The organism is uncultured Marinobacter sp. (genome assembly GCF_947488835.1).
Classification (GTDB): domain Bacteria; phylum Pseudomonadota; class Gammaproteobacteria; order Pseudomonadales; family Oleiphilaceae; genus Marinobacter.
The window spans coordinates 1,175,977-1,202,245 of sequence record NZ_CANLBK010000001.1; the positions used below are offsets into that span (position 1 = coordinate 1,175,977).

Consider the following 26,269-nt stretch of genomic DNA (forward strand, 5'->3'; position numbering starts at 1 on the left):
AATTTTGTAGTCGACACAGGGAATTTGTGCCTTGCCTTCAAAACGGTTTTTCACGCGCATGGGTATTCGGCCGCTTGCAATGCGGCTGCTTGTGTATGTGTTGCTGTTCAGCCTTGTCATTTCTCTGGTTGCTACCGGCGTACAAATGATCGGTGAGTTTGAGCGCCGTAAATCAGACTTGCAGGAAACCCAGAAGCGAACCGCCGACCTGGTTTCCGGGGGCATGAGCAACAATATCTGGCTGATGAATTTCAGCGAGGTGGCCAACAGCCTGGATGACATGCGGGCAGTGGAGGCGATTCATTACGCCAGGGTTGTCACCTCTACCGGCGAACAGTTCACCACCGGCAGCTACCCCGAAGGCCGGGTTATTTCACAAACCTTCCCGCTGATATTCAATCGTTCTACCTACCGGGGCCCGGAAGATATGGGCACCCTGACCATTACTTCGTCGATTGAGCAGGTCTACACAGAGCTTAGGAACAGCGCTCTGATCAATCTGCTGTTCCAGTCGATCGTGGTGATGCTGGGCACCCTCGGGCTATTGGTCATCGTTCGCCTTACGCTTTCCCGCCATCTGGAGTCTATGGCGGATTACGCCGCACGGCTTAATCTTGATGCACTGGTAGACCCCTTGCACCTGAAGCGCAAAGCCCGCAAAAATCCCGATGAGTTATCAGAGTTGGAGTACGCGCTGAACAAGATGCGCCTGCAGATTCTGGAAGATACTCGCTCACTCCGGCAAACAACCATTCAATCCCAGGGTGAGCGCGATGAGGCGATTCGGGCCAATCGTGCGAAAAACCAGTTTCTCGCCAATGTAAGCCACGAACTGCGCACGCCTCTGCAGTCGGTGCTTGGCTACGCCAACCTGCTTACCGACACACCACTGGATCAGGAGCAACGGGAATACGTGCAAACGCTGCTCAGCGCTTCAGAAGGCCTCTCATCCATCATCAATGACCTTCTGGACATCTCCAGCATGGAGGCTCAGAAGCTGGAGCTTGAAGACATTCCCTTTGATTTGCGGGAAACCCTGAACGACCTGGTGCACATGCTGGGCGAACGTGCCCGGGAGAAAGGGTTGGCACTGGAATTACGCATCGATGAAGAACTGCCCTGGGCACTGCGGGGCGATCCTGCGCGCATTCGTCAGGTGCTGCTGAACCTGGTATCCAACGCCATCAAGTTTACAGATTCGGGGCATGTGCTGATTAGCATTGAGGTGCTGGGGCGTCGGGATGACAAGGTTCGCCTGCGCCTGGCGGTGGAAGATACCGGCATTGGTATCAACCCGGAAGACCTCCCACTGGTCTATGAGCCCTATGTTCAGCTTGGCCAGAGATTCCAGCGCCAGCTGCCCGGCGCCGGGCTGGGCCTGACGATTTGCCGCCAGCTTGTCACTTTGATGCAGGGCTCTCTGGATGTAGAAAGCCGGCCCGGTGAAGGCTCCACCTTCTGGGTTGAGCTTTCCCTCCCTACCGCGCCTGAAAGCACGTCCAGAGTGCGCCCGGATGCACGCATGGTTAAGGGCAAGCGGGTTCTGGTCGCAGACTCCTATGAGCTGTCCCGGAAGATCACCCTGGAAATGCTGTCGCGCCACGACGTTCACATCGAGGCCGTAAAGTCTGCAGGAGAAGCCCTGACCTCATTGCGCTTGGCGTTCGACAGCGACGAACCCTTCGATGCCATCATTCTGGATGGCTTTTTACCCGATATGGACAGTGATCTGTTGTGTCGGCAAGTTCGTGGCAACGCGCTTTGGTCTGAGATGCGCCTTCTCATTTTGTCTTCAAACCCTCAGCGGGGCGACGCCGAGCATTTCCGGCAGGCCGGGGCGGATGCGTTTCTCAGCAAATCCCTGAGAGAATCCTGCCTTACACCTATCCTCAACCAGATTTTTGAGGATTCCGCAAAGGATGAGCGGCGCTTCCTCACCCGTTTTTCCCTGCAGGCGAGCAGCGACACTGAGAAGCGCCGTGAGCTTTGGTCCCGCACCATGAAGGTTCTGCTGGTGGAGGATAACCCGGTCAATCGCACTCTGACTCGCAGGCTTCTGGAGAAACTCGGGTGCGATGTGATGACGGCTAATGACGGCGAGGCGGCATCAAGCCTATGGCAGTGGCACCCGTTTGACCTCATCTTCATGGACTGCATAATGCCTAATGTAGACGGCTTTGAAGCTACCCGGCGCCTGCGGGTATGGGAAGCAACCCACAAGCGCAGCCGCGTTCCTGTGGTGGCGCTCACTGCCAGTGCCATGGAAGAAGATGAGGAACGCTGCCGCCGTGCCGGTATGGATTCTTTCGTTGCCAAGCCTGTCAATATTGAAATGTTGCGGGCAGTACTGGAACAATATGCCCATGGAGGTCCACAAACATGAACGTAAACTGCCCTACCTGTAAAAAATCTGTTGAATGGATTGAGGCCAACACCTGGCGCCCATTCTGCTCAGAACGCTGCAAATTGATCGACTTTGGTGCCTGGGCCAACGAGGAATATCGGGTACCGGCGGAAACGGCGTCTCCCGACGATCTTGATCAGGGTGGGGAAACAACACGCCATTGATTATTTCGCGTAAAAATCGCGATTCTATCTCCCCGCTTACATGCTTGTAAGTTGTGGTGTGGCAGGTAGCCCGTTACCATTCGCACCTATTACTCGCACCGCAATCTAGAAGGTAAAAGAATGAAAGTATCCCGCGTTTCCGTATTGGCCCTGTCTCTGATCGCCGCTCCCGTTATGGCAGCCGATATGGATTTGAGCCTGACCAATGACTCTGTAAAGGGACAGGTTAACTTTTTCGGAAACAACAACGATCTTCAGCTGGGCGCTGGCTACACCTACCATGAAGGCAGCCGGCATATTGCTAACGTGGATTTTCACGCTCAGGGCCGCACCGCTCTTGGCAACCTGCCAACAACCGCCGGCATCGGCATGCGTGGCATCTTCTGGGATCAAAACCGTGCTGACGGTGGCGCAGTGGGCCTGGGCGGCTTTGCCACAGTGAACATTCCCCGTGCACCGGGCCTGTCCTTCACCGGCGGCCTTTACTATGCACCCAGCATTCTTTCATTTGGTGACTCTGACGACATGACCAGCTTTGAGCTGCGCGCCAACTACAGAGTTATCCGAAATGCTGAGCTGTTTGTGGGCTACCGCTACCTGAACACCGAACTGGACTACCCTTCAGAGCCCGACGTAAACCTGGATGAAGGTGTTCTTGCAGGCATGAAAATCTTCTTCTGATGCTTGCAGCTATCTAAACTTGCTGTCTAAAACAGGCGCCCTATATTGGGCGCCTGTTTCGTGCCCTCTCTCACGCTTTCCCATCCCCTGCACTGCTACACTGATTATCGGCGGTTTGGATCTCACCGACATCGCCAGCATCTACAATACCGCTTTAGCATGGACAGCCAGATATGCGACTGATACCGGGGCTATTTCTCGTCTCTGCGATTACGCTGATAACCGCCTGCAGTGGTGAGTATGCAATTGAGGGCGCCCGAAACAAGCCCAATTCCTTTGCGGGTGTGAAAAACCCGGCAAATGATTTCAGCCCCGGCAGTACCGGTGACTCCAACAACAGCAGTGGTCTCAGTTACGGTGAAGTTCGCATCACTATGGAGCTTCCCGGAAGTCTCGCGCCAGACGGCGAACCAACACGGCGCAATCTGCGGATTGTTCAGCCGGATAGCGTTCGCGCGTACCAGATCGACAGAAACCTCAAGGATATTGGCTCCGCGGCGTATAGCACCCGCAAGGATGATGAAGGCTATACCATTATCAAGTTCGAGAACGGGCAGCCTCTCTCGCCAGACGTCGTTATTGAAGCTCAGTATGGCAACACCAAACTGCGATCACTGGCCGCTGATGACGATCGTGATATCAAGATTAATCCCTTCTCCGAATACCTGTTGCTCAACACGCTTCCAAATTATTCTTCCGGGGAATTTCAGCGCCTTCTGGACTGTGCCGATGACGCCAGCGACACTCTGTGCCTCAACAAACTCGTATGGCCAGCTCTGGCCGACCAGGTTCACGACTTCGAAATCGATATTCCTACGGGGGCCAGCATCGCAAGCGCGTTGGATCTTCTCTCCCAACGGGCAGACTTCGTAAGTTATATTGCCTCAGCGGCGAACTACCCGCTTCTGGATGATCAATCCGTAAGTGACATTTCAGCAAGCTCAGCGGATTACAACTCGGTTTTCATGGGTATGGAGCTGGGGCAAACATTTCTGGAAAGCAGCTTGGCTGGATCTGGCCAGTGGGGCATTCGCATGGGAAGGGAAGAGCCTACCAGCCCCACAACCTATAGCTACCCGGGATCAACCCTCGCAAGCCTCGATTTCATTGGCATCAAAATCACCTCGCTTGCAGCGCAAATTCCCTATGACAGGAAAACGCTGATCCATCAGCAAGGCAATGCGTTTTTTGAGCGGGGCTCTGAGACTTGGGACTTGAACACTCATTCGTCCTCCCCCGGTGGCGCCACATTGGACAGCGATACTCGATTGCTGGCCATTCGCGCGCTTTACCAGAGCATCACCGGCCGCAACAGCTCCAGAATCATTGGCTGGACTCGCAACCCCTACTATATGGATGCCTATGTCGGCGCCGCTAGCAGCACCAACACTGGCCCTGATCGGGCGCTGGCTGGCTACTTCAGCGCTGGCAAAGCCATTAAGCTTGAGTCTGAGCAAGGCAAGCTTGCGCGGAAAGATGAGCTGGAAGCCCATTATGTTTCAGCGCTTGAGCTGAACCTCCTGAGGAAAGACGGCTTCGATGTAAGCGTTCTGAACAATCGTGGTTACAACATGCTCTATTTGGCAACCCGGTTTTCGGCGGGCTCTGCGTCACCGTTGCAGGTCGAGTCGGGAACTGGCTCCTGGCAAGTTAGTGCGGGCTCGAATGTCAGCACCATTACCCAGTCTCAGAACTATACCACCCTTAACCGTGACAGCTCCGGCGCGGTAGTGGCGGGCAGTACAGGCACCCGTTCCGACAACTGGGTACTCAGCTCCCGCACCGCGCGATTAAGCACCGGTGACAAGAACATTGGCCGGCTTAATCTTGATGTTAACAATTCCGCAGGCGCCTTTGGCGAACCAGATCTGGGTGTCGGTGCCAGCGTGCCAGATGGTTCTTTACTGGCGTTTAACCTGGTTAACGCCGCTTCGTCCGGTGGCGCGGTCATTGGCGATGGCCTGCTCATTGCGGCAGAGAAGGCCTCTTCCGCTGCCCCAACCTCAGGACGCTACAGGGTTCAAGGCTTTATGATGGGCATGGAGGATGGCTTCAACAGACTGATTCACTTGGATAATGGCACTCTGGAGCTTTCTGGCAGTACCGCAAGCTTGAGCAGCAATACTTTTGAAGTATTGCATTCAGTGGGCAACGAAACCGTTTCCACACCGACGGCCGTCCAACTGACTACGCCCCTGCTGACCTATACCGATGGCGGTGACGGGCAGGTGAGCTTCAGCGTCGGCGGTCTGTCTCTTACCGGCTTTGTAACCGCCGATCAAAACCAATTCTTCTTGCTGTACAAAAACAACCTCAACGGTGAAGAACGTCGTGGCATTCTGCTCGCGACCAAGGTGCCGTGAACCGACAGATAACCCTGCCCGTACAACCTGTTATAATTGTGCACACATGGCTCGTTGCATATAAGCTTAACGGGCGTACAAACAGGTTGTGACGAGAGGTTTTATGTTTCCCGCAATGCGCTCGCTAATGCTGGTGATTCCCTTGGTGGCTTTTGCCCTTGCGGGAGCCCTGTACTCACCCCCGGACTACACAGATAGCAGCGACAATTCCGGTTCAGAGCCTGCCCTCAGTTCTCTCCCACCTCTGCCTGCGTGGGCGCGTGCAGGGTTACCGGACTTTACCGGCTATAGCGATACCACTGAAAAGAAAGTGGCTTTTTTCTCCTTTCTCTATCCTCGCATTGTTCTGGCCAATTCCCGTATTCTCATTGAGCGGGATTATCTTGATAGCCTTACCCACAAGGAAACCCTGTCGAAGAACGAACATGATTGGCTCGCAGCGCAAGCCAAGCGTTTACGCGTAGATGAAGAACCCGGCAGCCCTGAACAATTTGCGTTACTGAGAAAACGTCTGGATGTTATCCCCCCTTCCCTGATTCTGGCCCAGGCGGCCAATGAATCCGCGTGGGGCACCTCGCGCTTTGCTTTACGCGGTAACAATCTATTTGGCCAATGGTGCTTCTCGAAAGGGTGTGGTCTGGTGCCGCTGAGCCGTGTAGAAGGCGCTAATCATGAAGTGGCGGCCTTCCCCTCACCCTACCATTCTGTTCGTGCCTATATCCAGAACCTGAACCGGCATGGGAGTTACAAGGGACTGCGTGACACCCGCCTTGATGACAGAGAAGCGGGCGATCCACTCTCCGGGCTCGCCCTTGCCCGAGGGCTGATCAGTTATTCCGAGCGTGGCGAAGAATATGTTGATGAAATACGCTCGATGATTCGCTATAACAATCTGGAGTTCTACGACAGCGAATTCCGTAAGATTTTAAGCGACCGAAGCCCCTCGCATCTGAAGGTTCTTGCATCCGCAAGTGCCGAGAAACAGTTGCTTCCCGGCCAAGGCGCTGGCTTGTCGGCCGAGGGCTAAACCCCAACGAACCTTCTGACAAACAGACAGAGACGCTTCCGAATGTTTCATTTTTTGCCTGCGCCGCTAAAGGGAACCCTGGCGGCTCTTCTTGTAGTGCTTAGCACACTGACACTTTTCCCATTCCTGATGCTGTTTGCACTGCTGAAACTGGTGCTTCCCGTAATTGTCATTCGTAAAGGTTGCACGGTGGTTCTGAATGCCATCGCCCACGTTTGGATAGGGTTTAACAACCTGGTGATGGATGGCTTGCACAAGATCGAGTGGGATGTGCGGGGCGCGCAGCATCTCAGCCAGGAACACTGGTACTTTGTTACCTGCAACCACCAGAGCTGGGCCGACATTCCGGCAATACAGTACGTACTCAACAGCAGGATCCCACTGCTCAAGTTCTTCCTGAAAAAAGAGCTTATTTGGGTGCCGCTACTGGGCATTGCCTGGTGGGCACTGGATTTCCCCTTTATGCACCGCCACACGAAAGAGCAGATCGCCAAAAACCCGGAACTGAAGGGCAAAGATATTGCGGCTACCGAAGCTGCGTGCGAGAAGTTTCGTTATACACCGGTAACCATTTTCAATTTTATGGAGGGCACGCGCTTCACGCCCGCCAAACATCAGCGCCAGAAATCGCCCTATAAAAACCTGCTCAAACCCCGGGCCGGAGGCACCGCCTTCGTTTTAGGCGCCATGGGGGAGATGTTACATACCATGCTGGATGTCACCATTGTTTACCCTGGCACCGGGGAGCAGCGCATCGGTATTTGGGATTACCTTTCCGGGCGTATCGAAAGGATTATTATTGATATCAGGATTCGGGAGATTCCACCGCAATTTCTGGGAATGGACTATGAAAGCAATCGCGAAACCCGGGTGGAGTTTCAGCGCTGGGTAAGTGAGCTATGGGCCGAAAAAGATGCCCTTATAGAAACTCTGAAGAACGAAGATCTTCAGCGCCCGTAAGCTGCGCTCTCTACAGCAAGCCCAGCTCTCGGGCGCGAACCGTTGCCTGGGTGCGGGAGCGTACTTCCAGCTTGGCGTTTATACGGCGGGCGTGGGTTTTGACTGTGTGCAGAGAAATATGCAGTTTGTCTGCAATCTCCTGGTTCGATAACCCTTTGGCAATCAACTCCAGCACAACCTGTTCCCGCTCGCTGATAGGCTCAGCAAGCGAAGCAGGCAGCTCAACCCCGGATATGGCGAATAAGCGGCCCAATGCGTCCCGAAAGGGCGTGCTTGGTAGCTGGCCGTAAGCCCGTGCCATCAGCTCATTCAGCTCCAGCTTTAGCTCTGCAAACGGGCTGATAAAGTGCTCCTTTTCCGCTTCGGACACCACACTCACCAGTATTTTTTGTGCAGCCGCCGGACCCTTATCCTCACTGATCAATATGGCTTCCAGCAACCGCATGTGGAGATCCACCCCCCAAGGGATGGCCTCTTCATAACGCTTACGGGTATTTGCCAGGGTTTCACGGGCCCTTACCGTTTCGCCCCGGGCAAGATCCAGGCGCACCTGCAAACAATCGAGTAGCCCAGGCATCATGGGAAAGAGTTCCGGCACGCAGCCGGCATCCCGGTATGGCTGCAATCTCGCGAGCGCCTGAGCGACACTATCCAACTGATTCTGAGCCAGCCAGCAGCTGGCCTTGAGGGCTTCAAGCACCGGCACATAGAGTGACTCATCTACCTGCCACGTGTGCATGGTCCGCTCAGCCCTTCCTATCCATACAAAGGCATCTTCCAAGCGATCTTGGGAGCGGCACATCAACACGCGAATGGCCATTGCCAGTAGCAATCCCAAGTCGCGGGCCTGCTCGGCGTGGCGACCACAGGCTACCAACAAGCGATCTGCTTCCGCATCACGCCCCTGATGCCAAAGCACAAGCACCAGATTGAGCTGCAGCCTCGTTTCACCAATCCTTGCGGGGCGAGCCTGCTCCTGAACGGCCGTATCGAGACCGGTTCGAAGCAGCTGTTCAGCATGTTTAAGCGCCCCCTTTCCAAGCTCAATACGGGCATGAGCATAGACTGCCAGAGCCTCTGACCCTGGATCGCCCGCTTCCCTTGCCAAGCGAGATGCAGCCCGGTTCGCCTCCCGCGCCTCCACGAATCGCCCGGATGCACACAGTGCGCTGGCCCGGACCATTTGCGTTACAAGCTGGCCCTGAGGTGACAATTCGCCTCCCGAGAGGGCTCGATCAGCCATATCCAGAGCGGGCGCTACTTGCCCCTCTCCCCGCAAAATAAATGCCCTGAGCGCAAAAACCCGCGCCTCATATTCCTGATAATTCTGCCCTTCCATGCCGTCAAGCAGTGACCTGGCCTGTCGGAACTGGCCGCCAATGGCATGCACCCAGCTATACACAATTCTCAGCCTCGCACTGCGTTCCAGCAGTGGAGCCGGAAGGCTTTTACGTAAACGCAACAAGGAGGCCGTATCCTGCCCCAGCAAAAGTGCTTCAGAACCCTCAGAAGCGATGCGGATGATTTCTTCTGCATCTCCCGCAAGCAATGAATATTTCAATGCCTCCGGAAACTGATTGCGACTGCTGAACCACAGGCTGGCAGCAAGCATTCTGTCGGTATAGCCTGCCATCACGGGCGCTTTCAGCCATTCCATTAATAATGGATTAATCCTGTACCAGCGCCCCCAGCCCGGCATAACTTTTACCGGCAGGCCTCGCTCACACGCTTCAGATGGAAGCAGAACACCGCCGGGAATTGGCGGCTCCAGCGCTAAAAGCAGCTCATCAGAGCAAAGCCCAAGCTCCGACATGGCCCTGAGCGATCCCACCTGTCCCTGCGACAAACTGCCCAGCACAGACTCCTTCAGAAAGCGCCCTACCCCCGGCGTTTCAGACACCGCGTGCCTCTCGGAGCTTTGCAAGATATCCCTACGATAGAGAGCCAAGGGCGTAGGCCAACCTTCGGTTAAATCATACAGATGGTCAATAGCCACACTGGTTAGCTGTTGGTTGTTCAGCACTTCCTGGAAAAAACCAAAGGTTTCACTTCTGCTGAACTCAAGTTTTTCAGTGCCTATGCGGGTGAAACGGTTTTCAAGCTCCAATGAATGCGTTTCATAAGGCAGAGCCTGCCGTGAAAGCATAGCAACCGAAAAATTGGACGGAATATCGGCTACCAGCTGCTGAAGCAGTGCAACTACGGCAGGGTTCGATATGTGATGCAGGCCATCAAGTACAAGAACAAGGCGTTTCTGTTCTGGCGCTTTTTTCAGCGCCAAAAGCATTATGGCGAGAACATCAGGGAAGGTTGTACTCCCCTGCAGGCCGCTTTCGCAGGATTCGGGTATATCCAGCGCCACAGACAACAACCCCAAAAATCGGGTTGGTGCGTTATCCTGACTGTTCAGTTGTAACCAACGAACATTGTCATCTGGGATACCTGACGCTTGAATACCCAAAGCAACCGTATGGGATTTCCCATAACCACAAGGAGCGTCAACAAACAGCACACCGCGGGGTGTTAATGCATCGGAAACCAGCGCCGCGAGATGAGGGCGCGCCAAGGCATCTGCTGGCACAACCGGTGCCTGCAGCCTTTGCCTGAGCAAATCTCTTACTAACTCACCTCGTTGAAGCCCGCTATTTGCAGACTGAAACTCGTCATTGGCTGCACAGCCGTCTTTAAATGATTTCAAACGATGCCCCGAATACGCCTTTGGTATTATAGGAGGTTAAACCAAGTAAGGTGCTGGCTGCAAAGTTTTGACGTTAAAGGTGTATATCTGGCGGCAGTTTTTTATCACAGAAACAGAAACGGCGGGCCAAGGCCCGCCGTTTCTGGATGATCCACGCTTACCCTTACTTAGGTACCTGCACGGCGAAGTGCCGCGGGCGTGTAATCTCTGGACTGGCGCTGAACGCCAAACTGGTACGGATTCGTTTCCTCGTTGGTCAGACCATTGACCAGGTAACGGCCGGACAAAAGGTCATAGAGGGTTTCAATCGCATACCAAGGCACATCCCGGTCGTAAAACTGCATGGAGTGAGCCTCAGCAACTCGCCAGAGCTCTCCACGACCATCGTAATGGTCAACAACCGCAGCCTGCCAGGTATCTTCGTCAATATAGAGGTCACGCTGGGCATAGATATGGCGCTCGCCCTCTTTCAGAGTAGCCTTCACGTGCCACACCCGGTGCAGCTCATATCGCGTAAGATTCTGATTGATATGGCCAGGCTTGATGATCTGGTCATAGGTCAAATCGCGATCGACCAGCTTGTAGGAGTTGTACGGAATATACATTTCCTTTTTGCCGACCAGCTCCCAGTTGTAACGATCTGGTGCGCCGTTGAACATGTCGAAGTTATCCGATGTGCGCATGCCATCGGCCGCTGTACCTGGTCCATCGTAAGCAACCTGTGGAGCACGGCGAACACGGCGTTGCCCAGCGTTATATACCCAGGCACGACGTGGCTCAGCTACCTGATCAAGGGTCTCGTGTACCAGCAGTACGTTACCGGCCAATCGTGCGGGCCCGGTAATAGCCTGCTTGAAGTAGAACAGCACGTTGGGATCTTTGTCCGGGGCGTAATCTGTCAGAAAGGTGCGCCATGTAAGTTCATCCTGGAACTTCACAATGGAAAAGGACCCGCTGGCTGTTGGTGTCGCCTGCCCGACGTTACGCTGCACAGAACCACCACGATAGCGGGTGATGTGGTTCCAGTACACCTCGAGACCGTTCTGTGGAATCGGAAACGGCGTCGCGTTCTGATAGTTGTCCAGACCATTCCCACCTTTGATCATTTCTGCTTTGGTGGCGTTCTTGACAGTCTCATCCATGATCTCTTGGGGATAGGCGGCTGTGCGATGGGTTTCATAAACCGGAAGCACGTAGTCCTTGTATTGCTTGATCATTGCAACCTGCCCAGGGGACAGCTTGTCGGCATATTCCGCCACGTTGCTCTGATCAATAGTGAACTGGGGCTTCTCGTTAGGGAACGGGTTTACATAAATGCCGTCGCCTTTGTAGCCCGCAGGCGGTGTTGTCAGGCCGCCATCCCATGCAGGGATCGCTCCACCATTACCTGCTTTTTCTGCACCGATAGGTGTCAGTGAGTCACCCAGTTTGGCTGCCTCCCCTGCAGAAATTGCACCCCAAGCCTGGCCCGCAACGAGACTCGCCGCCAAAATGCCTGTGGCCAGTAATTTCTTGTTTAGTTTCATTTAAATTACCTCGTTAAACGAATTTTTGACGGTTCAGAATGAGTAGGAAACGCTGGCACTCACGAAATCCCGATCAGTCAACTCGTTATACGGCTTGCCACCGAAAAAGTTTGTGTAACCGATTTCACCGGTAATCTTGTTCTGGTACACAGCCTCAACAGACAAGCCAATAGCCTTGTTGCCTTCGTTGAAGTTGCCGCCAGGAGAAGGAGCATAGCCCTTCACATCATGGCTCCACGCCAACTGTGGTGACAGGTTGATGCCTGCAAAGACGTTGGGGTAGCTCCATACCAAGCGGGAGCGATAGCCCCAGGAGAAGTCGGTAGTGAATCCGTCATTATTACAGTAGTTGGTGTTGATGTTTTCAGCAGCTCCGCCTTCACCTTTACAAAGGTCACCACCGGACAGGGGCAGCGTTCCAATACCGAAGGTGCCGGAACGGCCGTATCTTGCCTCATCATAGCTTGGGAGGTCGTGCACATAAGTAGCACCGAACTCAGCAATCAACGACATACGGCTAGCACCCATAATTTGATCAAAGAACTTGATCAGTGTGAACTGTGCCTGAGATACGCCAAAGCGGTCATTACCGGATACCTTCATGCCTGGAGTAAGCGTCCCCAGTTCTTCCCGACGCTGATCTTCCAGCTTGCCGAGAACCTCTCCCTTCGGGCCACGCTTCTGCAAGCCTGCGTAGATCAGCTCAAACGCGTTCCATTGCAGCGGCATATTATCGCGGTAGGAGTATTCAGCTCCAAGCGACCAGCCACCCGGGGTGTTGGTGTTGATACTGATACCGTACAGGTTAATGTTTTCCGGGTACTCAACATAGTACGACGGGAAAGGACTATTGCCATCGTTTACTGTTCCGCTCACGTACGGCAGGCGGCTGTTGTACTTGATGTAGTAAAAGCCAAGCTCAGAGTCGTTCAACGCCGGCACATACCAACGCATCGCAACACCGAACTGATCCTTAGAATCTGCTTCTTCATCACCTAAGCGCGGCGCGATAAAGCCCTGAGCGTATGCCTGGGAATCGGGCAGCTGGCCTGCGAGTAGCACGGGGCCACAGCCGTCAGAGGTAAAATCGTTGGTGGAGAAGAATGTTCCACAGTCATCCGCACGAACGGGTGCCCAATCTGTCTGCACGAATGCCTCAAGAGTGATGTTCTCCGTGACACCGGCTGACATGTAAAGCATTTCAACAGGCAGAAGAGCGTCTTTCAGCTCGGAGCCAGGCGCACGAAATGCGGGCACGTCAATGGGGTTAATGGCGTTTATGCCACCCTGGATAAAGGTGCTCTCACCCCAGCTCACTACCTGCTTGCCGTAGCGCACACTCAGGGGCACGTCGCCCAGGTACCAGTTGGTAAACACGTAAGCGTCGAGAAGCTCTCCGCCCGATGCATTGCCTTTAGCTGAATCATTGAGCTCACGCCGCTGACCAACATAGTCCGTCGCACGCCCCTCATCTTTCAATTCGAAGTCATACCAGTAGCGAACACGGGCCAAACCACCGACACGGGTCAGGTACTGGCTATCAACCGCGTAATCAAGGAACAGTTCAGTGTTGCCTTTGACGATCTTGGAGTAGGTGTCACCCTTTTCAAAGTTGAGGTTGCCATCATCGTAGTTGTTCGTTGATGCACCAATATTTGCGTTAGTGCCACCGGGGGCGTAACTCGGGCCAAGGTTACCCTGGGCGATCAAGCGCGCGTCCCGATCCTGGGTACGCCAACCGACACCCGCTGATAGCGTGGTGTTAATCTGGGCTTCCACATCCCCAACATAGAAAGAATAAGCAGATGCCTGGCCCGAAAGGCCCGCTGCAACTGCCACGGCAAGCGGTAATTTTGTCCAACGCTGCCATTGGTGTGTTTTTCTTGTCATTGGAAGGCTACTCCATTGTTGTTCTGAGTCGCTGCTCTGATTATTGGTATTCACGATGTATTGGAGGCTTCATGCACAGTGCTCGTGATGTAAGCACTATAGCTAACGCTGTCCACTGCTTTGATCAGTCAAAAGTATGATTTTGCTCTCACTAACTGCTCACCGCCCCGATCGGCGCCGGGTTTACTCGCACGCCTTCACTATAGACAACATTTGTAGATGCAACCACTTTGCTTTTGATGGATTTTTGCTGATTTAAGGCTTATGGGGCGCTTCGAGATATTCCTGCGACTGCATTTCCAGAAGACGGGATTCCGTTCGCTCAAACTCGAAGCTCAACCGGCCGCCGGAATAAAGCTCGGTAATGGGGGCCGCCGCAGAAATGATGACCTTCACGTTGCGGTCGTAAAACTCGTCGATCATGTTCACGAAGCGTCGGGATTGGTCGTCTTTCTCACCCCCGAGCACGGGCACATTGCTGACGATGATGGCGTGAAACTGGCGCGCCATTTCAATGTAATCATTCTGGCTACGCGGGCCGTCGCAGACATCTTTGAAATCAAACCAGACCACATCGTCGGCATGGGCCTGCGCAGGAATCTTGCGGCCGTTGATCTCCATGGACTTACTGTGCTTGCCCGCTTCTACCGCCAGCGCATCAAAGCTTTTACGCAAACTCGCATCCGCCTCTTCACCCAGCGGAGAGTAGAAGAGCTCAGCTTGTTCCAGGGTTCGCAGCCGGTAATCAATGCCGCCGTCGACGTTCACTACATCGGTGTATTTATTTACCAATGCAATAGCCGGCAGAAAACGAGCCCGCTGCAAACCATCCTTATAGAGCCCGTCAGGGACAATGTTGGACGTGCATACCAAGGTAACGCCCCGCTTGAACAAGCCTTCCATTAAGGTTGCCAGGATCATTGCATCGCCAATATCAGAAACAAAAAACTCATCGAAGCAGATCACCCGAGTTTCATTGGCAAATTTCTTTGCCACCAGATCCAGCGGGTTCTTTTCGCCCTTAACGTTTTTCAGCTCTTGATGAACCCGCTGCATAAACCGGTGAAAATGCACGCGCATTTTACGCTTGAACGGCAGCGACTCGAAAAAGGTGTCCATGAGATAGGTTTTGCCACGGCCGACACCACCCCAGAAATACAGACCCTTAACGGGTTCTTCCCGGCCTTTTTTCAACTTGCGCCGCAATTTGGTGACCGCTTTACCGCGTTCGCTTTCCGCGTCCACCAGTTTATCGTAGAGTGTCTGTAGGCGCTGAACAGCATCAGCCTGTGCCGCGTCCTTATGAAACTCCGGGCGCTCAAGATCCGCTTGGTAACGCTGCCAGGGTGTCTGGTTTGCGGTGGCGATAGAAGGCGAAGAAGCTGTCATCAGGAAATCCCGGGGTCAGATCGTTGATTTTGGGCGGCGTATTATCGCGTATATACGTTTTTTTCGCCATGCTGAAGACCCACCGGGCAATACGACGATTGGCGCAGTATTCAGGCATGGGCTGATGACGCTACGAGCGTTATACTGACCGATATGGATTTGCTCATTTTTAAGGCAACAGGACGAGATAGCATATGACAAACCTGATTCTGGCAGCGATTGCCGCATTAATTGTTGGCATTGTCATCGGAGCGATTTTTGGCCGCTCAGGACAAGGCTCCACGCTGCGGCAGCGCCGTGCCGAGCAGCAGGCCGAGGAGGTGCGTAATGAGTACACCCGCTACCAGGCCCAGGTAAATGAGCATTTTATGGAGTCAGCCCACCTGCTACGCCGTTTTAATGATGCGTATCGAGACGTAAACCAGCACATGGCTCGTGGTGCGAATCGTTTGTGTAACGATGAGGAGTGGATGGCTGAACTGGCAGAGGAAACGTCTCGCAAGCGCCTGGAAGAGGTCAGCGAAGATGGTGCTGAGCCCCCCAGGGACTATGCGCCAAAGACTTCTGGCACTTTGTCTGAAGACTTTGGACTCAAGAAGGGTGACAAGTCGGCAGAGGCCTGATTTCGCCTGCTGCCGCTAATAGTTTGCTCCGTATCGTTATACCGGATTATCGCAATCAATGAAGCGGTGCTTGATCCCGAACTCTTTTTCTAGCGCCGCTCCCAGTGCTTTGACACCATATCTCTCTGTTGCGTGGTGGCCGGCGGCGTAATAGTGAATCCCACACTCCCGGGCCGTGTGCGTAGTCGGCTCGGAGATTTCACCACTGATGTAAGCATCGAGGCCTGCATCAATTGCTGTGTTGATGAATCCTTGCGCAGCGCCTGTACACCACCCTACCCGTTTGATTTCTGCTTTGCCGTTACCGACTCGCAGGGGGTCCCGGTGTAGCGCTCTTGCGATGTGCTGGCTGAACTTTTCCGGGCTCATTGGCTCATTTAGCTCACCTTCCCAGACCAGACCGTTTAACGGCCTTGGGTTTTCAATACCGAGGATATCCGCCAACTGTCGGTTGTTGCCGTATTCCGGATGGTCGTCCAATGGGAGGTGGTAGGCCAGCAGGTTGATGTCGTTATCCAGCAGGCGCTTCAGGCGTTCACGCTTCATGCCCCGGATGCTTTGATCCTCACCTTTCCAGAAGTAGCCGTGATGAACGATCATCATATCGGCATTGGCGGCTATGGCGGCTTCTATGAGATCTCTGGAGGCGGTTACGCCGGTGACGATGGTTTTGATCTCACTTTTGCCTTCGACTTGCAGGCCGTTTGGGCAGTAGTCCTGGAATTCGCCCGGCTTTAGCCACTCATTGAGTTTAGCGAGAATACTGTCACGGGTTGCCATGCTTTATCCTCTTTTGCCTTAGACTTGGGTGTTATCGGCTGACAGGAAGAGAGGGGGTTCCGGGAACCGCTACGAGCACATCCATGTGCGCTTGTCTTCGGCCGTCCTTGGCCTACGACATTCCCGGAACCCCCTCTCTCCCTGCCAACCTCGATTAGACTTCAGTGGTTTACAGAGATTTAAGGCCGGTAATTAGTGCGTCATTTTGTTCTGGAGTACCGATGGTGATCCGCAAAAACTCGCTGATTCTTGGCTTATTGAAGTGACGAACTATAATGCCTTGCTCCCTTAGAGCCTTAGACAAGCTATCACCCGATTTCTCTTTGTGGCGGGCAAAAACAAAGTTGGCCTTAGACGGCAAGACTTCAAAGTTCAATCCTTCCAGGGTCTTAGTAACACGCTCCCGCTCTGAAATCACACCCTTGCACGACTTTTGGAACCAGGCCTCATCTTCGTACGCAGCTTTTGCACCTGCCTGTGCAAGCCTGTCCAGCGGGTAGCTGTTGAAGCTGTCTTTAACGCGGTTTAGCGCCTCAATCAGATCCGGGTGACCGAGGGCGAAGCCGACCCGCAAGCCAGCCAAGGAACGGGCTTTGGAAAGGGTTTGGCAAACCAGCAGGTTGGGATACTGACCCACTAGTTTGACGGCAGATTCGCCGCCAAAGTCTACATAAGCTTCGTCGACTACAACAACACGCTCGGTGTTTGCCTGAAGGATTGCCTCTACATGCTCAATCCCAAGGTAACGGCCGGTGGGCGCGTTAGGGTTGGGGAAGATGACTCCACCGTTTGGCTGTTTGTAGTCTTCAGGGTTGATTTCGAAGCTGTCGGTGAGGGGTACTGCTTTGCCTTCGATGTTATAAAGGCCGCAATACACCGGGTAAAAGCTGTAGGTTACATCCGGAAACAGCACGGGTTGGCCGTGTTGGAACAGGGCGCAGAATATGTGAGCCAGAACTTCGTCGGAGCCATTACCCAAAAACACTTGTTCGGGTTTTACGCTGTGGTAGGTGGCAATGGTCTGGCGCAGGCTTGAGCCTTCCGGATCCGGGTAGAGGCGCAGGCTGTCGTTAAGTTCTGCCTGGATGGCTTCGATTACCTTTGGCGAGGGGCCGAAAGGGTTTTCGTTGGTGTTCAGTTTTACCAGGTTGGCCATTTTGGGCTGTTCGCCTGGTACATAGGGAACCAGGCTTTCGACCAGAGGGCTCCAGAATTTACTCATCGTTTTTAATCCTGTACTCAGCTGAACGTGCGTGGGCCGTTAGCCCTTCTCCCCTTGCCAACACGGAAGCAACCCGGCCCATACGATCAGCACCTTTGGCGCTGAAACCGATGATGGAAGAACGCTTCTGGAAATCGTAAACGCCCAGCGGGGATGAGAACCGGGCTGTTCCGCTGGTGGGCAGCACGTGGTTTGGCCCAGCGCAGTAATCGCCCAATGCTTCGGCGGTATACCGACCCATAAAGATGGCGCCGGCGTGGCGGATTTCTTCCACCAGGGCTTCCGGGTTTTCTACGGATAGCTCCAAATGTTCAGGAGCTATGCGGTTAGAGACTTTTGCGGCTTCGCTCAGGTCTGCAACGTGAATCAGCGCTGCGCGATCAGTCATGGAGGTGCGGATGATATCGGCACGTTCCATGGTGGGGAGCAGTTTATTGATGCTGGTTTCTACAGCATCGAGGAATTCTGCATCGGGGCTGATCAATATGGACTGGGCTTGTTCGTCGTGCTCCGCCTGGGAGAACAAATCCATGGCGATCCAGTCGGGATTGGTTTTGCCATCGCAGATTACAAGGATTTCCGAAGGGCCGGCGATCATATCTATACCAACCGTGCCGAAGACTTCCCGCTTAGCGGTGGCTACATAGATGTTGCCGGGGCCTACGATTTTATCTACTGCCGGTATGGTTTCTGTGCCGTAAGCAAGAGCACCAACAGCTTGCGCACCGCCTACCGTAAATACACGATCAACACCTGCGATGGCCGCAGCGGCCAGTACCAAGTCGTTCACTACGCCATCCGGAGTAGGGACAACCATAATGACTTCGCCCACACCAGCCACCTTTGCAGGAATGGCGTTCATCAATACAGACGATGGGTAAGCCGCCTTGCCCCCCGGCACGTAAAGGCCCGCGCGATCCAGAGGCGTTACTTTCTGGCCCAGAACAGTGCCGTCTTCGTCCTGATACTGCCAGGATTTCTGCTCCTGACGTTCGTGGTAATCCCGCACCCGGTCTGCAGCTTGCTGCAGTGCCACTCGCTGCTCCTGAGGAATAGCTTCCAAAGCCTGCTGCAAGCGGCTCTGGCTCATTTCCAGTTCTGCAACACTGCCGACTGTCAAACGGTCAAACTTCTCCGTGAACTCCAGAACCGCTTGGTCACCACGAGTTTTTACTTGATGCAGGATATGACGTACTGACTCGTTCACATGATGATCAACACTGTCATCCCAAGCCAGCAGCGTAGCCAGCTGGCTATCAAAATCCACTTGGGAGGCGTTCAATCGTTTGATGCTAACGGTCATTTCTCAAATCCTGCTTTGGATTGTTTCTACCGGCGCCTATCCACAGCCGCCGCCATTTTCTCAATAATGTGGTTAATTTGCTGGTGCTTCATCTTCATGGAAGCACGATTAACCACCAGCCTGGTGCTGATATGGTCAATCAGCTCTCGGGCTTCAAGGCCATTGGCCTTCAAGGTATTGCCGGTATCTACGATATCAACAATCTCGTCCGCTAACCCGAGAATCGGCGCCAGCTCCATTGCACCATATAGCTTGATGAAGTCGGCCTGCCGGCCCTGCGCTGCATAGTACCGGCGAGCCATGTTGACGAACTTGGTGGCTACACGAATACGCCCAGTGGGGGGTGTTTCACCTACGGGGCCGGCGGTCATCAACCGGCAACGAGCAATATTCAAATCCAGAGGCTCGTACAGCCCTTCCCCGCCGTGCTCCATCAACACATCCTTACCCGTCACACCCAAATCAGCACCACCGTACTGCACGTATGTAGGTACGTCGGTGGCGCGGAGAATGAGCACGCGCACATTCGGGTCCGAGGTGGGGAACACCAGCTTACGGGATTTCTTGATATCGTCGATCAGCTCAATTCCGGCTTCCGCCAGCAGTGGCAGGGTCTCTTCCAGGATTCGCCCCTTCGACAAGGCGATGGTGATGGAATCTGTCATGCGTCCTTCCGGTTTCCCGTTTGTGTCTGTCACGCTGGCAAGCGGCGGATACTTCCACCAAGCAGCTGCAGCTTCTCTTCAATGCACTCGTACCCGCGATCAATATGGTAAATACGATCAATAATCGTATCTCCATCTGCCATCAAGCCTGCAATAACCAAGCTGGCAGACGCTCGCAAGTCCGTTGCCATAACCGGAGCACCCGTCAGGTGGTCAACACCTTTGATAATCGCGGCATTGCCTTCCAGGGTGATGTCAGCACCCATGCGGGTCAGTTCCTGAAGGTGCATGAAGCGATTCTCGAACACCGTCTCGATGATGGTACCTGTGCCTTCTGCTACCGCGTTCATGGCCGCAAACTGTGCCTGCATATCCGTGGGAAACGCCGGGTAAGGTGCTGTGCGGATGTTAACCGCCTTCGGGCGCTTACCTTTCATGTCCAGCTCGATCCAGTCAGGGCCGGAGGTGATATGGGCCCCTGCCTCTTCCAGTTTGAGCAGCACTGCATCCAGCAAATCTGCGCGGGTATCTTTCAGTTTTACCCGGCCGCCAGTCGCTGCTGCTGCCACCAGGTAGGTTCCGGTTTCGATACGGTCAGGCAGTACGTTGTAGTGACAACCATGCAGGCGCTCAACACCTTCAATTTCAATGGTTGAGGTGCCGTGCCCGGTGATCTTCGCACCCATGGCAATGAGGCACTCGGCAAGGTCTACTACCTCGGGCTCACGAGCTGCGTTTTCGAGGATGGTTTTGCCATCCGCTAGGGTTGCAGCCATCAACAGGTTTTCGGTGCCGGTTACCGTCACCACGTCCATGAAAATGTGCGCGCCTTTCAAGCGGCCATTGGTTTTTGCCTTGATATAACCGTTTTCCACGGTGATATCCGCGCCCATTTGTTCAAGACCCTGAATATGCAGGTTTACCGGGCGGCTACCAATGGCACAACCGCCTGGCAGAGAGACTTCCGCCTCACCAAAGTGTGCGACCAGCGGCCCCAGCACCAAAATGGAGGCGCGCATGGTTTTAACAAGCTCGTAAGGCGCGTGGAAATGCTTGATGGTGTTGGCGTGAATTTCCACGCTCATTTTCTCATCAATCATCAAATCCACACCCATGCGGCCCAGCAGCTCGATCATGGTGGTCACGTCGTGCAGGTGCGGCAGATTGCCAACGGTAACCGGTTCGTCTGCCAGCAGGGTTGCCGCAAGAATAGGAAGCGCTGCGTTTTTGGCGCCGGAAATCCGGATCTCGCCGTCCAGAGGCTTGCGGCCTCGGATTAGAAGTTTGTCCACAATAGTAATCCTGTTGTGTGCGAGAGGCTCAGCCCTGACGCGCAGCCCATTCAGCCGGGGTAAAGGGTTTCGGGTGAAGGGCGTGAATAGTGCCATCCATGATTTGCTGGAATAGCGCTTTGTTGATCAGCTGCTGCCGCTTGATGCTCGACAGGCCTTCAAAAACGTCACCTATAACGACCACCATATAATGGTTACCGTCGATCTGTACCTGCACCTCACATCCAGGCAGTGCTTCCTCGACCAACTGGGTGACTTCGGTGGCGTCCATAGTAAATCCTCAGATATTTATGAAATCAGGGGCGGGATTGTAACCAATCTGCAAGGCTGCTCAAAGCGGCAAGAGAAACGAGACGATCAGGGGCACCGGCAAAAGACAATACAACCCCCTGCTTTTCCGCCAGCCGACTCCAACATAGCAGCATGGAGAGAATAACGCTGTGAGTGGTGGATAAGCCCGAAAGATCTACTACCACGCCATTTCCGGCAGCAGTGATAAGCCGCTCACCTTCAGCCCGCAGGGGAGCAACATTGTGGGCATCAATCGCGCCGGAGACAAACAGTACGCCTGCCTCCAGCTGAACACCCGGTGCTTCGGTGCTCATGATTTGTTCACTTCATCTTCCAGGTTGAGGGATTTGACGGCATCACTCCAGCCGTCGATAACCACTTCAACCTGTCCGCGATTGGCTTCCATTTCCTGGGTAAAGCGGTCCCGGAAGGAAAGACCAATGTTAACCCCTTCAACGATGACGTTTTCCATCATCCAGTTGCTGCCTTCATCCTTGCGGTACATGGAATAGGTAACTGAATGACGGTTTCCAGACGTAGTAATGACTTCCATGGCTACCGACGCCCGGTTGTCGTCACCGGGGTTAATTGTAGCGCCCCGCACCTTGATTTCGAAATTGTCTGCGCTCATCAGCGCCTGCGCGTAGCTATCAAAAAGGCTGCGTTTGAACTTGACCACAAACTCGTTCCGCTGCTCAGGCGTTGCCTGGCGCGCATAGCGCCCCATTACACGGGCGGCAATCCGGCGAAAATCCACGAAGCCTTCCAGTTCATCCTCCATGTTCTGGTAAAAAGCTTCCGGATCGCTTTCATAGAGGCCACGCTCTTCATTGAGCTTGTTCACCAATCGCTGCGTGTTTTCATCGACGTACTGTTGTAAATCGTCTTCCGGGCCGGCCTGCACCGATGCCACGCAAAACGCCATCAGTGTGACGGCGAGAAAAAATCGCTGTGTTACGTGCTGTATTAAAACAGTCATCTCGCTTCTCCTGTTCTGTCGCTCGACTGGCTTATTTGCCAGACGCAAAATTGCTGATCAGCCGCTCGATATTCATCGCCGACTGGGTGGAATAAAAGGTATCACCCGGCTGGAGCGAATCCATTTCGCCGCCTATGGATATATCAATATACTGCTCACCCAGCAGTCCGGATGTGCGTATTACTGCTGCGCTGTCTGCCGGAATATTGTCAACATCCCCATGAATGGACATAGCCACCCGCGCCTGGAAGGTTTCCTTGTTCAGGGTAATCGAATCGATACTGCCCACCGTTACACCCGCCATGGACACCCTGCCCCGGGGGGTAATCCCGCCGGTGTCGTTGAAGTCCGCGTAAATGGTATAGGTGCTTTTCGCCGATTTCGGGGACAATCCGCTTACCTGAAGTGCCAGAAACAGCAGCGCTGCCAAACCTGCCAACATAAACAGGCCAACTGTGATGTCCGTTGTTCTTTGTATCATTACCGGCTCCCGGTGTTATCTCGTCAATCGTTGATCAGAAGTTGCCGAACATTACGGCAGTCAGCACAAAATCCAGCCCCAAGACAGCCAGCGAGGAATACACCACAGTTTTGGTGGTAGCCGAGCTGATGCCTGCCGATGTGGGCACACAATCATAACCTTGGTAAACCGCAATCCAGGCACACACAAAACCGAACACGACGCTTTTGATAATGCCATTCACGACGTCGTCCCAAAAGTCCACCGAAGCCTGCATGTTGCCCCAATATGAACCTTCAAAAACACCAAGCCATTCCACGCCCACCAGCATGCCCCCCCAGATACCCACCATGGAGAAAATAATGGCCAGTATCGGCATGGCGATAAAACCAGCCCAGAGCCTGGGGGCAATTACGCGACGCAAGGGATCTACCCCCATCATTTCCATGCTGGAAAGTTGTTCGGTTGCTTTCATCAATCCGATTTCAGCGGTTAACGCCGAACCTGCCCGCCCGGCGAACAGTAACGCTGTTACCACCGGCCCAAGCTCCCGCACCAGGGTAAGCGCGATCATTTGGCCGATAGCAGCCTCAGACCCAAAATCACTGAGTATGGTGTAACCCTGCAGCCCCAGCACCATGCCGATAAACAATCCGGACACTACAATGATTGCCAGCGACAGCACACCAACGGAGTACAGCTGTTTCATTAACAGAGGGAAACCGGTTACCGGGCGCGGTACGCCTGACAACACCCCAGCCAAAAACCGGCCTGCACGCCCGATGGATATTACAACATCTGCCCCGCTACGCCCGAGGGAAGCGATTCTGTCGATCAAGACACACCTCCCGCAACCCCAAAATCTTCGGCCGCAGCCGCAGAAGGATAATGAAAGGGCACAGGCCCATCCGGATGGCCGTGCAAAAACTGCTGCACCTGTTCAGAAGGGTGATTTTTCAACTCCTCGGGAGAACCGGCGCCAATTACTTTCCCATCAGCAATAATGCAGGCGTAATGACAAATACTCAGAGATTCCTGAACGTCGTGTGAAACCAGAACACTGGTTAAGCCCATGGAGCTATTGAGATCACGAATCAGCTTCACCAGCACGCCCATACCAATAGGATCCTGACCGGCAAAAGGCTCGTCGTACATAATCAGCTCAGGATCCAGAGCAATGCTGCGCGCCAAAGCCACGCGCCGATTCATACCTCCAGACAATTCCGAAGGCATGAGGTTCCGCGCGCCTCGTAGCCCAACCGCTTCCAGCTTCATTAATACTATGTCGTTAATCATGTCTTCCGGTAGCTTGGTGTGCACTCGCATCGGGAAGGCCACGTTCTCGAACACGCTCAAGTCCGTAAATAGAGCACCGCTCTGAAACAGCATGCCCATTTTCTCCCGAAACGTATAAAGCTCTTTACGGCGAAGTTCAGGAATCGACTGCCCGTCGACAATGATATTGCCAGAGTCAGGCCGAAGCTGGCCGCCAATCAAGCGCAGCAACGTGGTTTTACCTGTGCCACTTGGCCCCATAATGGCGGTAATCTTCCCGCGGGGAATGTCCAAAGTCACACCGCTAAAAATACGGCGGTCAGAACGTGAAAACACAACGTCCTTCAATGTAATGTACGAGTCCAACCCCATATTCCTTACCTTTCAGCCCATCGCTTTTAGCCTTCACCCTGCAGCCTTAAGCTCTCAACACATAACGGTTATGGCTGCAGGGAGCGGCTACATTATGCCAAGGAGCCCTCAAGCTCAATCAATGCTTCCCAAAATGAATTGATAGCAATGATCAATTTTACTGACCGCCCGGTTTAACTTGCGGTAACCAGACTGCTCTGCTCGCGGGAAATGTTATACTCCGCTAATCTGATCGCACCCTTCTATTTTCACATAGATAGCACCGGGTTTTTACATACATACGGTGCTAACGAAAAAGCAGGTTTTTCGCCCGATGACTGAAAAGAGAACATACGATTTCCGCACTCCCGCACTCCAGGCTATACGCATTGAGCGGGATGCCATCAGCGCCCTTGAACACCGCATTGATGATCATTTTAAACGTGCCTGCGAAGTCATCATGGCCTGCAAAGGCCGGGTTGTAGTGACCGGTATGGGAAAATCGGGCCACATAGGTCATAAGATTGCAGCCACACTGGCAAGCACCGGAACACCTTCGTTCTTTGTTCATCCCGGGGAGGCCAGCCACGGTGACATGGGTATGATTACCAGTCAGGACGTGGTTATTGCTATTTCGAACAGCGGCAATACCAGCGAAGTAGTTACCATTTTGCCACTGATCAAACGCATGGGCGCTCCGTTAATCAGCATGACTGGCAACCCAACATCCACTTTGGCAAAAGAAGCAGTGGCGAATCTGGATGTCAGTGTTGAAACAGAGGCTTGCCCACTTGGCCTGGCGCCCACCTCCAGCACCACCGCCACGTTAGTCATGGGCGATGCGCTGGCTGTTGCCTTGCTGGAAGCCCGGGGCTTCAGTGCAGAGGACTTCGCTTTCTCCCATCCCGGTGGCAGCCTGGGCCGCAAGCTCCTGCTACGGGTATCGGACATCATGCACACTGGTGACCGCATCCCTATCGTGGATGAAGACACCACATTGAGCGGGGCCCTGCTGGAGATATCCCGGAAGGGGCTGGGCATGACTACGGTGGTAAACGCTAGCGGCACTATGACCGGCATCTTCACAGACGGAGACCTCCGCCGCACCCTCGACAAGTCCATTGATGTACACACAACCCCGATACGGGACGTGATGACACGCAACGGCAGAACCATTCAGCCGGACCAGCTTGCTGCAGAAGCGCTGAACGTGATGGAAGGCCTTAAGATCAGTGCGCTGCCAGTAACTGATGTTGACGGCGCCCTGGTCGGAGCCATCAATATGCACGACCTGTTACGCGCCGGTGTTATTTAAAGCCAGCTCAGAAACGAATTTAAGAGCAAGCACACAAGGCATCATGATGAAAGAACTGCAAAGCCCACTGCAAAAGCTCTGGCCGGAATCCCTTCTGAGGAAGGCTGCTGGCATCAAGCTTATTGCCCTGGATGTTGATGGCATCATGAGTGATGGCAAAATCTACTTCAGTGCCAACGGCGATGAACTCAAAGGGTTCAATATTCTGGATGGACTGGGGCTGAAGCAGCTCATGACTGCCGGAATCACTGTCGCCGTCATTACCGGGCGCACTTCGCCACTGACTGAAAAACGCATGCACGATCTGAAAATCCCGCACCTGATGCAAGGTCGTGAGGACAAAAAGATCGCACTTCAAGAGTTAGTCAGCACGCTGAACATAGAACCAGAAGCTATCGCCTACATGGGCGACGACCTGCCCGATTTACCCGCCATCCGTTATGCGGGTTTTGGTGTAACAGTGCCCAACGGGTACTGGCTGGTAAAAGAGCATGCTGATTACTGCACCCAGGCTGCAGGAGGCCACGGCGCCGTAAGGGAGCTGTGCGATCTGCTACTGACCGCCGGGGGGCACTTGAACGCCACACTGACCCCTTACCTGGAGTCATAAC

The 26,269-nt window shown here is 54.0% G+C and carries 24 protein-coding genes; 9 read left to right on the forward strand and 15 right to left on the reverse strand.

Annotated features, from left to right (window positions below):
* Positions 1-58 precede the first annotated feature (58 nt).
* The 6 genes from Q0824_RS05435 (at position 59) to Q0824_RS05460 (ending at position 7,599) form a co-directional block, all read left to right on the forward strand.
* Positions 59-2,383 (forward strand): response regulator, encoded by a 2,325-nt coding sequence (locus Q0824_RS05435; RefSeq protein ID WP_298448203.1) that lies wholly within the window; start codon positions 59-61, stop codon positions 2,381-2,383.
* Positions 2,380-2,568, forward strand: a complete 189-nt coding sequence (gene yacG / locus Q0824_RS05440; protein ID WP_298448205.1) for a DNA gyrase inhibitor YacG — start codon at positions 2,380-2,382, stop codon at positions 2,566-2,568. The genes Q0824_RS05435 and yacG overlap by 4 nt, the downstream gene beginning before the upstream one ends.
* A gap of 120 nt (positions 2,569-2,688) precedes the next feature.
* Complete coding sequence (locus tag Q0824_RS05445) at positions 2,689-3,249, forward strand: YfaZ family outer membrane protein (protein WP_298448207.1); 561 nt, start codon at positions 2,689-2,691, stop codon at positions 3,247-3,249.
* A gap of 173 nt (positions 3,250-3,422) precedes the next feature.
* Positions 3,423-5,612 (forward strand): hypothetical protein, encoded by a 2,190-nt coding sequence (locus Q0824_RS05450; protein WP_298448209.1) that lies wholly within the window; start codon positions 3,423-3,425, stop codon positions 5,610-5,612.
* A gap of 103 nt (positions 5,613-5,715) precedes the next feature.
* Positions 5,716-6,639 (forward strand): glucosaminidase domain-containing protein, encoded by a 924-nt coding sequence (locus tag Q0824_RS05455; protein WP_298448211.1) that lies wholly within the window; start codon positions 5,716-5,718, stop codon positions 6,637-6,639.
* 42 nt (positions 6,640-6,681) lie between these two features.
* A complete protein-coding gene (locus Q0824_RS05460; protein ID WP_298448213.1) occupies positions 6,682-7,599 on the forward strand; it encodes an acyltransferase in 918 nt (305 codons plus the stop codon).
* A 10-nt stretch (positions 7,600-7,609) separates the two neighbouring features.
* Here Q0824_RS05460 and Q0824_RS05465 read toward each other — a convergent pair whose 3' ends face one another.
* The 4 genes from Q0824_RS05465 to zapE all read right to left on the reverse strand — a co-directional run bounded on the left by Q0824_RS05465 (position 7,610) and on the right by zapE (position 15,102).
* Positions 7,610-10,297, reverse strand: a complete 2,688-nt coding sequence (locus tag Q0824_RS05465; RefSeq protein ID WP_298448215.1) for a LuxR C-terminal-related transcriptional regulator — start codon at positions 10,295-10,297, stop codon at positions 7,610-7,612.
* 167 nt (positions 10,298-10,464) lie between these two features.
* Positions 10,465-11,823, reverse strand: a complete 1,359-nt coding sequence (locus Q0824_RS05470) for a DUF1329 domain-containing protein (protein WP_298448217.1) — start codon at positions 11,821-11,823, stop codon at positions 10,465-10,467.
* Between the two features lie 33 nt (positions 11,824-11,856).
* On the reverse strand, positions 11,857-13,713 hold the full coding sequence (locus tag Q0824_RS05475; RefSeq protein WP_298448219.1) for a DUF1302 domain-containing protein: 1,857 nt from the start codon (positions 13,711-13,713) through the stop codon (positions 11,857-11,859).
* 255 nt (positions 13,714-13,968) lie between these two features.
* Positions 13,969-15,102 (reverse strand): cell division protein ZapE, encoded by a 1,134-nt coding sequence (gene zapE, locus Q0824_RS05480; protein WP_298448221.1) that lies wholly within the window; start codon positions 15,100-15,102, stop codon positions 13,969-13,971.
* A gap of 194 nt (positions 15,103-15,296) precedes the next feature.
* Between zapE and Q0824_RS05485 the strand changes: the two genes are divergently transcribed.
* A complete protein-coding gene (locus Q0824_RS05485) occupies positions 15,297-15,725 on the forward strand; it encodes a YhcB family protein (protein ID WP_298448223.1) in 429 nt (142 codons plus the stop codon).
* 36 nt (positions 15,726-15,761) lie between these two features.
* On the opposite strand, the gene Q0824_RS05490 is transcribed toward Q0824_RS05485, so the two are convergent.
* From Q0824_RS05490 to Q0824_RS05540, 11 genes are all read right to left on the reverse strand, one after another.
* Positions 15,762-16,505 (reverse strand): Nif3-like dinuclear metal center hexameric protein, encoded by a 744-nt coding sequence (locus tag Q0824_RS05490; RefSeq protein WP_298448225.1) that lies wholly within the window; start codon positions 16,503-16,505, stop codon positions 15,762-15,764.
* 169 nt (positions 16,506-16,674) lie between these two features.
* A complete protein-coding gene (gene hisC / locus Q0824_RS05495; RefSeq protein WP_298448227.1) occupies positions 16,675-17,727 on the reverse strand; it encodes a histidinol-phosphate transaminase in 1,053 nt (350 codons plus the stop codon).
* Complete coding sequence (gene hisD, locus Q0824_RS05500) at positions 17,720-19,030, reverse strand: histidinol dehydrogenase (protein WP_298448228.1); 1,311 nt, start codon at positions 19,028-19,030, stop codon at positions 17,720-17,722. Before hisD ends, hisC begins: the two co-directional genes overlap by 8 nt.
* Positions 19,031-19,056: 26 nt before the next feature.
* The gene (gene hisG, locus Q0824_RS05505) at positions 19,057-19,695 is read right to left on the reverse strand and encodes an ATP phosphoribosyltransferase (protein ID WP_298448230.1); all 639 of its coding nucleotides are present in this window, start codon (positions 19,693-19,695) and stop codon (positions 19,057-19,059) included.
* Between the two features lie 29 nt (positions 19,696-19,724).
* Positions 19,725-20,987: a UDP-N-acetylglucosamine 1-carboxyvinyltransferase gene (gene murA / locus Q0824_RS05510; RefSeq protein ID WP_298448232.1), complete on the reverse strand. Its 1,263-nt coding sequence runs from the start codon at positions 20,985-20,987 to the stop codon at positions 19,725-19,727.
* 28 nt (positions 20,988-21,015) lie between these two features.
* Complete coding sequence (locus Q0824_RS05515) at positions 21,016-21,258, reverse strand: BolA/IbaG family iron-sulfur metabolism protein (RefSeq protein ID WP_298448233.1); 243 nt, start codon at positions 21,256-21,258, stop codon at positions 21,016-21,018.
* A gap of 25 nt (positions 21,259-21,283) precedes the next feature.
* On the reverse strand, positions 21,284-21,592 hold the full coding sequence (locus Q0824_RS05520; protein WP_298448234.1) for an STAS domain-containing protein: 309 nt from the start codon (positions 21,590-21,592) through the stop codon (positions 21,284-21,286).
* Complete coding sequence (locus tag Q0824_RS05525; RefSeq protein ID WP_298449531.1) at positions 21,589-22,203, reverse strand: phospholipid-binding protein MlaC; 615 nt, start codon at positions 22,201-22,203, stop codon at positions 21,589-21,591. The genes Q0824_RS05520 and Q0824_RS05525 overlap by 4 nt, the downstream gene beginning before the upstream one ends.
* 85 nt (positions 22,204-22,288) lie before the next feature.
* Complete coding sequence (mlaD, locus tag Q0824_RS05530) at positions 22,289-22,738, reverse strand: outer membrane lipid asymmetry maintenance protein MlaD (protein WP_298448236.1); 450 nt, start codon at positions 22,736-22,738, stop codon at positions 22,289-22,291.
* A 34-nt stretch (positions 22,739-22,772) separates the two neighbouring features.
* Positions 22,773-23,555, reverse strand: coding sequence for a lipid asymmetry maintenance ABC transporter permease subunit MlaE (gene mlaE / locus Q0824_RS05535; protein WP_298448238.1), 783 nt, complete (start codon positions 23,553-23,555; stop codon positions 22,773-22,775).
* Positions 23,552-24,364 (reverse strand): ATP-binding cassette domain-containing protein, encoded by an 813-nt coding sequence (locus tag Q0824_RS05540; RefSeq protein WP_298448239.1) that lies wholly within the window; start codon positions 24,362-24,364, stop codon positions 23,552-23,554. The genes mlaE and Q0824_RS05540 overlap by 4 nt, the downstream gene beginning before the upstream one ends.
* Positions 24,365-24,677: 313 nt before the next feature.
* Between Q0824_RS05540 and Q0824_RS05545 the strand changes: the two genes are divergently transcribed.
* Complete coding sequence (locus tag Q0824_RS05545; RefSeq protein WP_298448240.1) at positions 24,678-25,658, forward strand: KpsF/GutQ family sugar-phosphate isomerase; 981 nt, start codon at positions 24,678-24,680, stop codon at positions 25,656-25,658.
* 46 nt (positions 25,659-25,704) lie between these two features.
* On the forward strand, positions 25,705-26,268 hold the full coding sequence (locus Q0824_RS05550; protein ID WP_298448242.1) for an HAD hydrolase family protein: 564 nt from the start codon (positions 25,705-25,707) through the stop codon (positions 26,266-26,268).
* Position 26,269 lies beyond the last annotated feature (1 nt).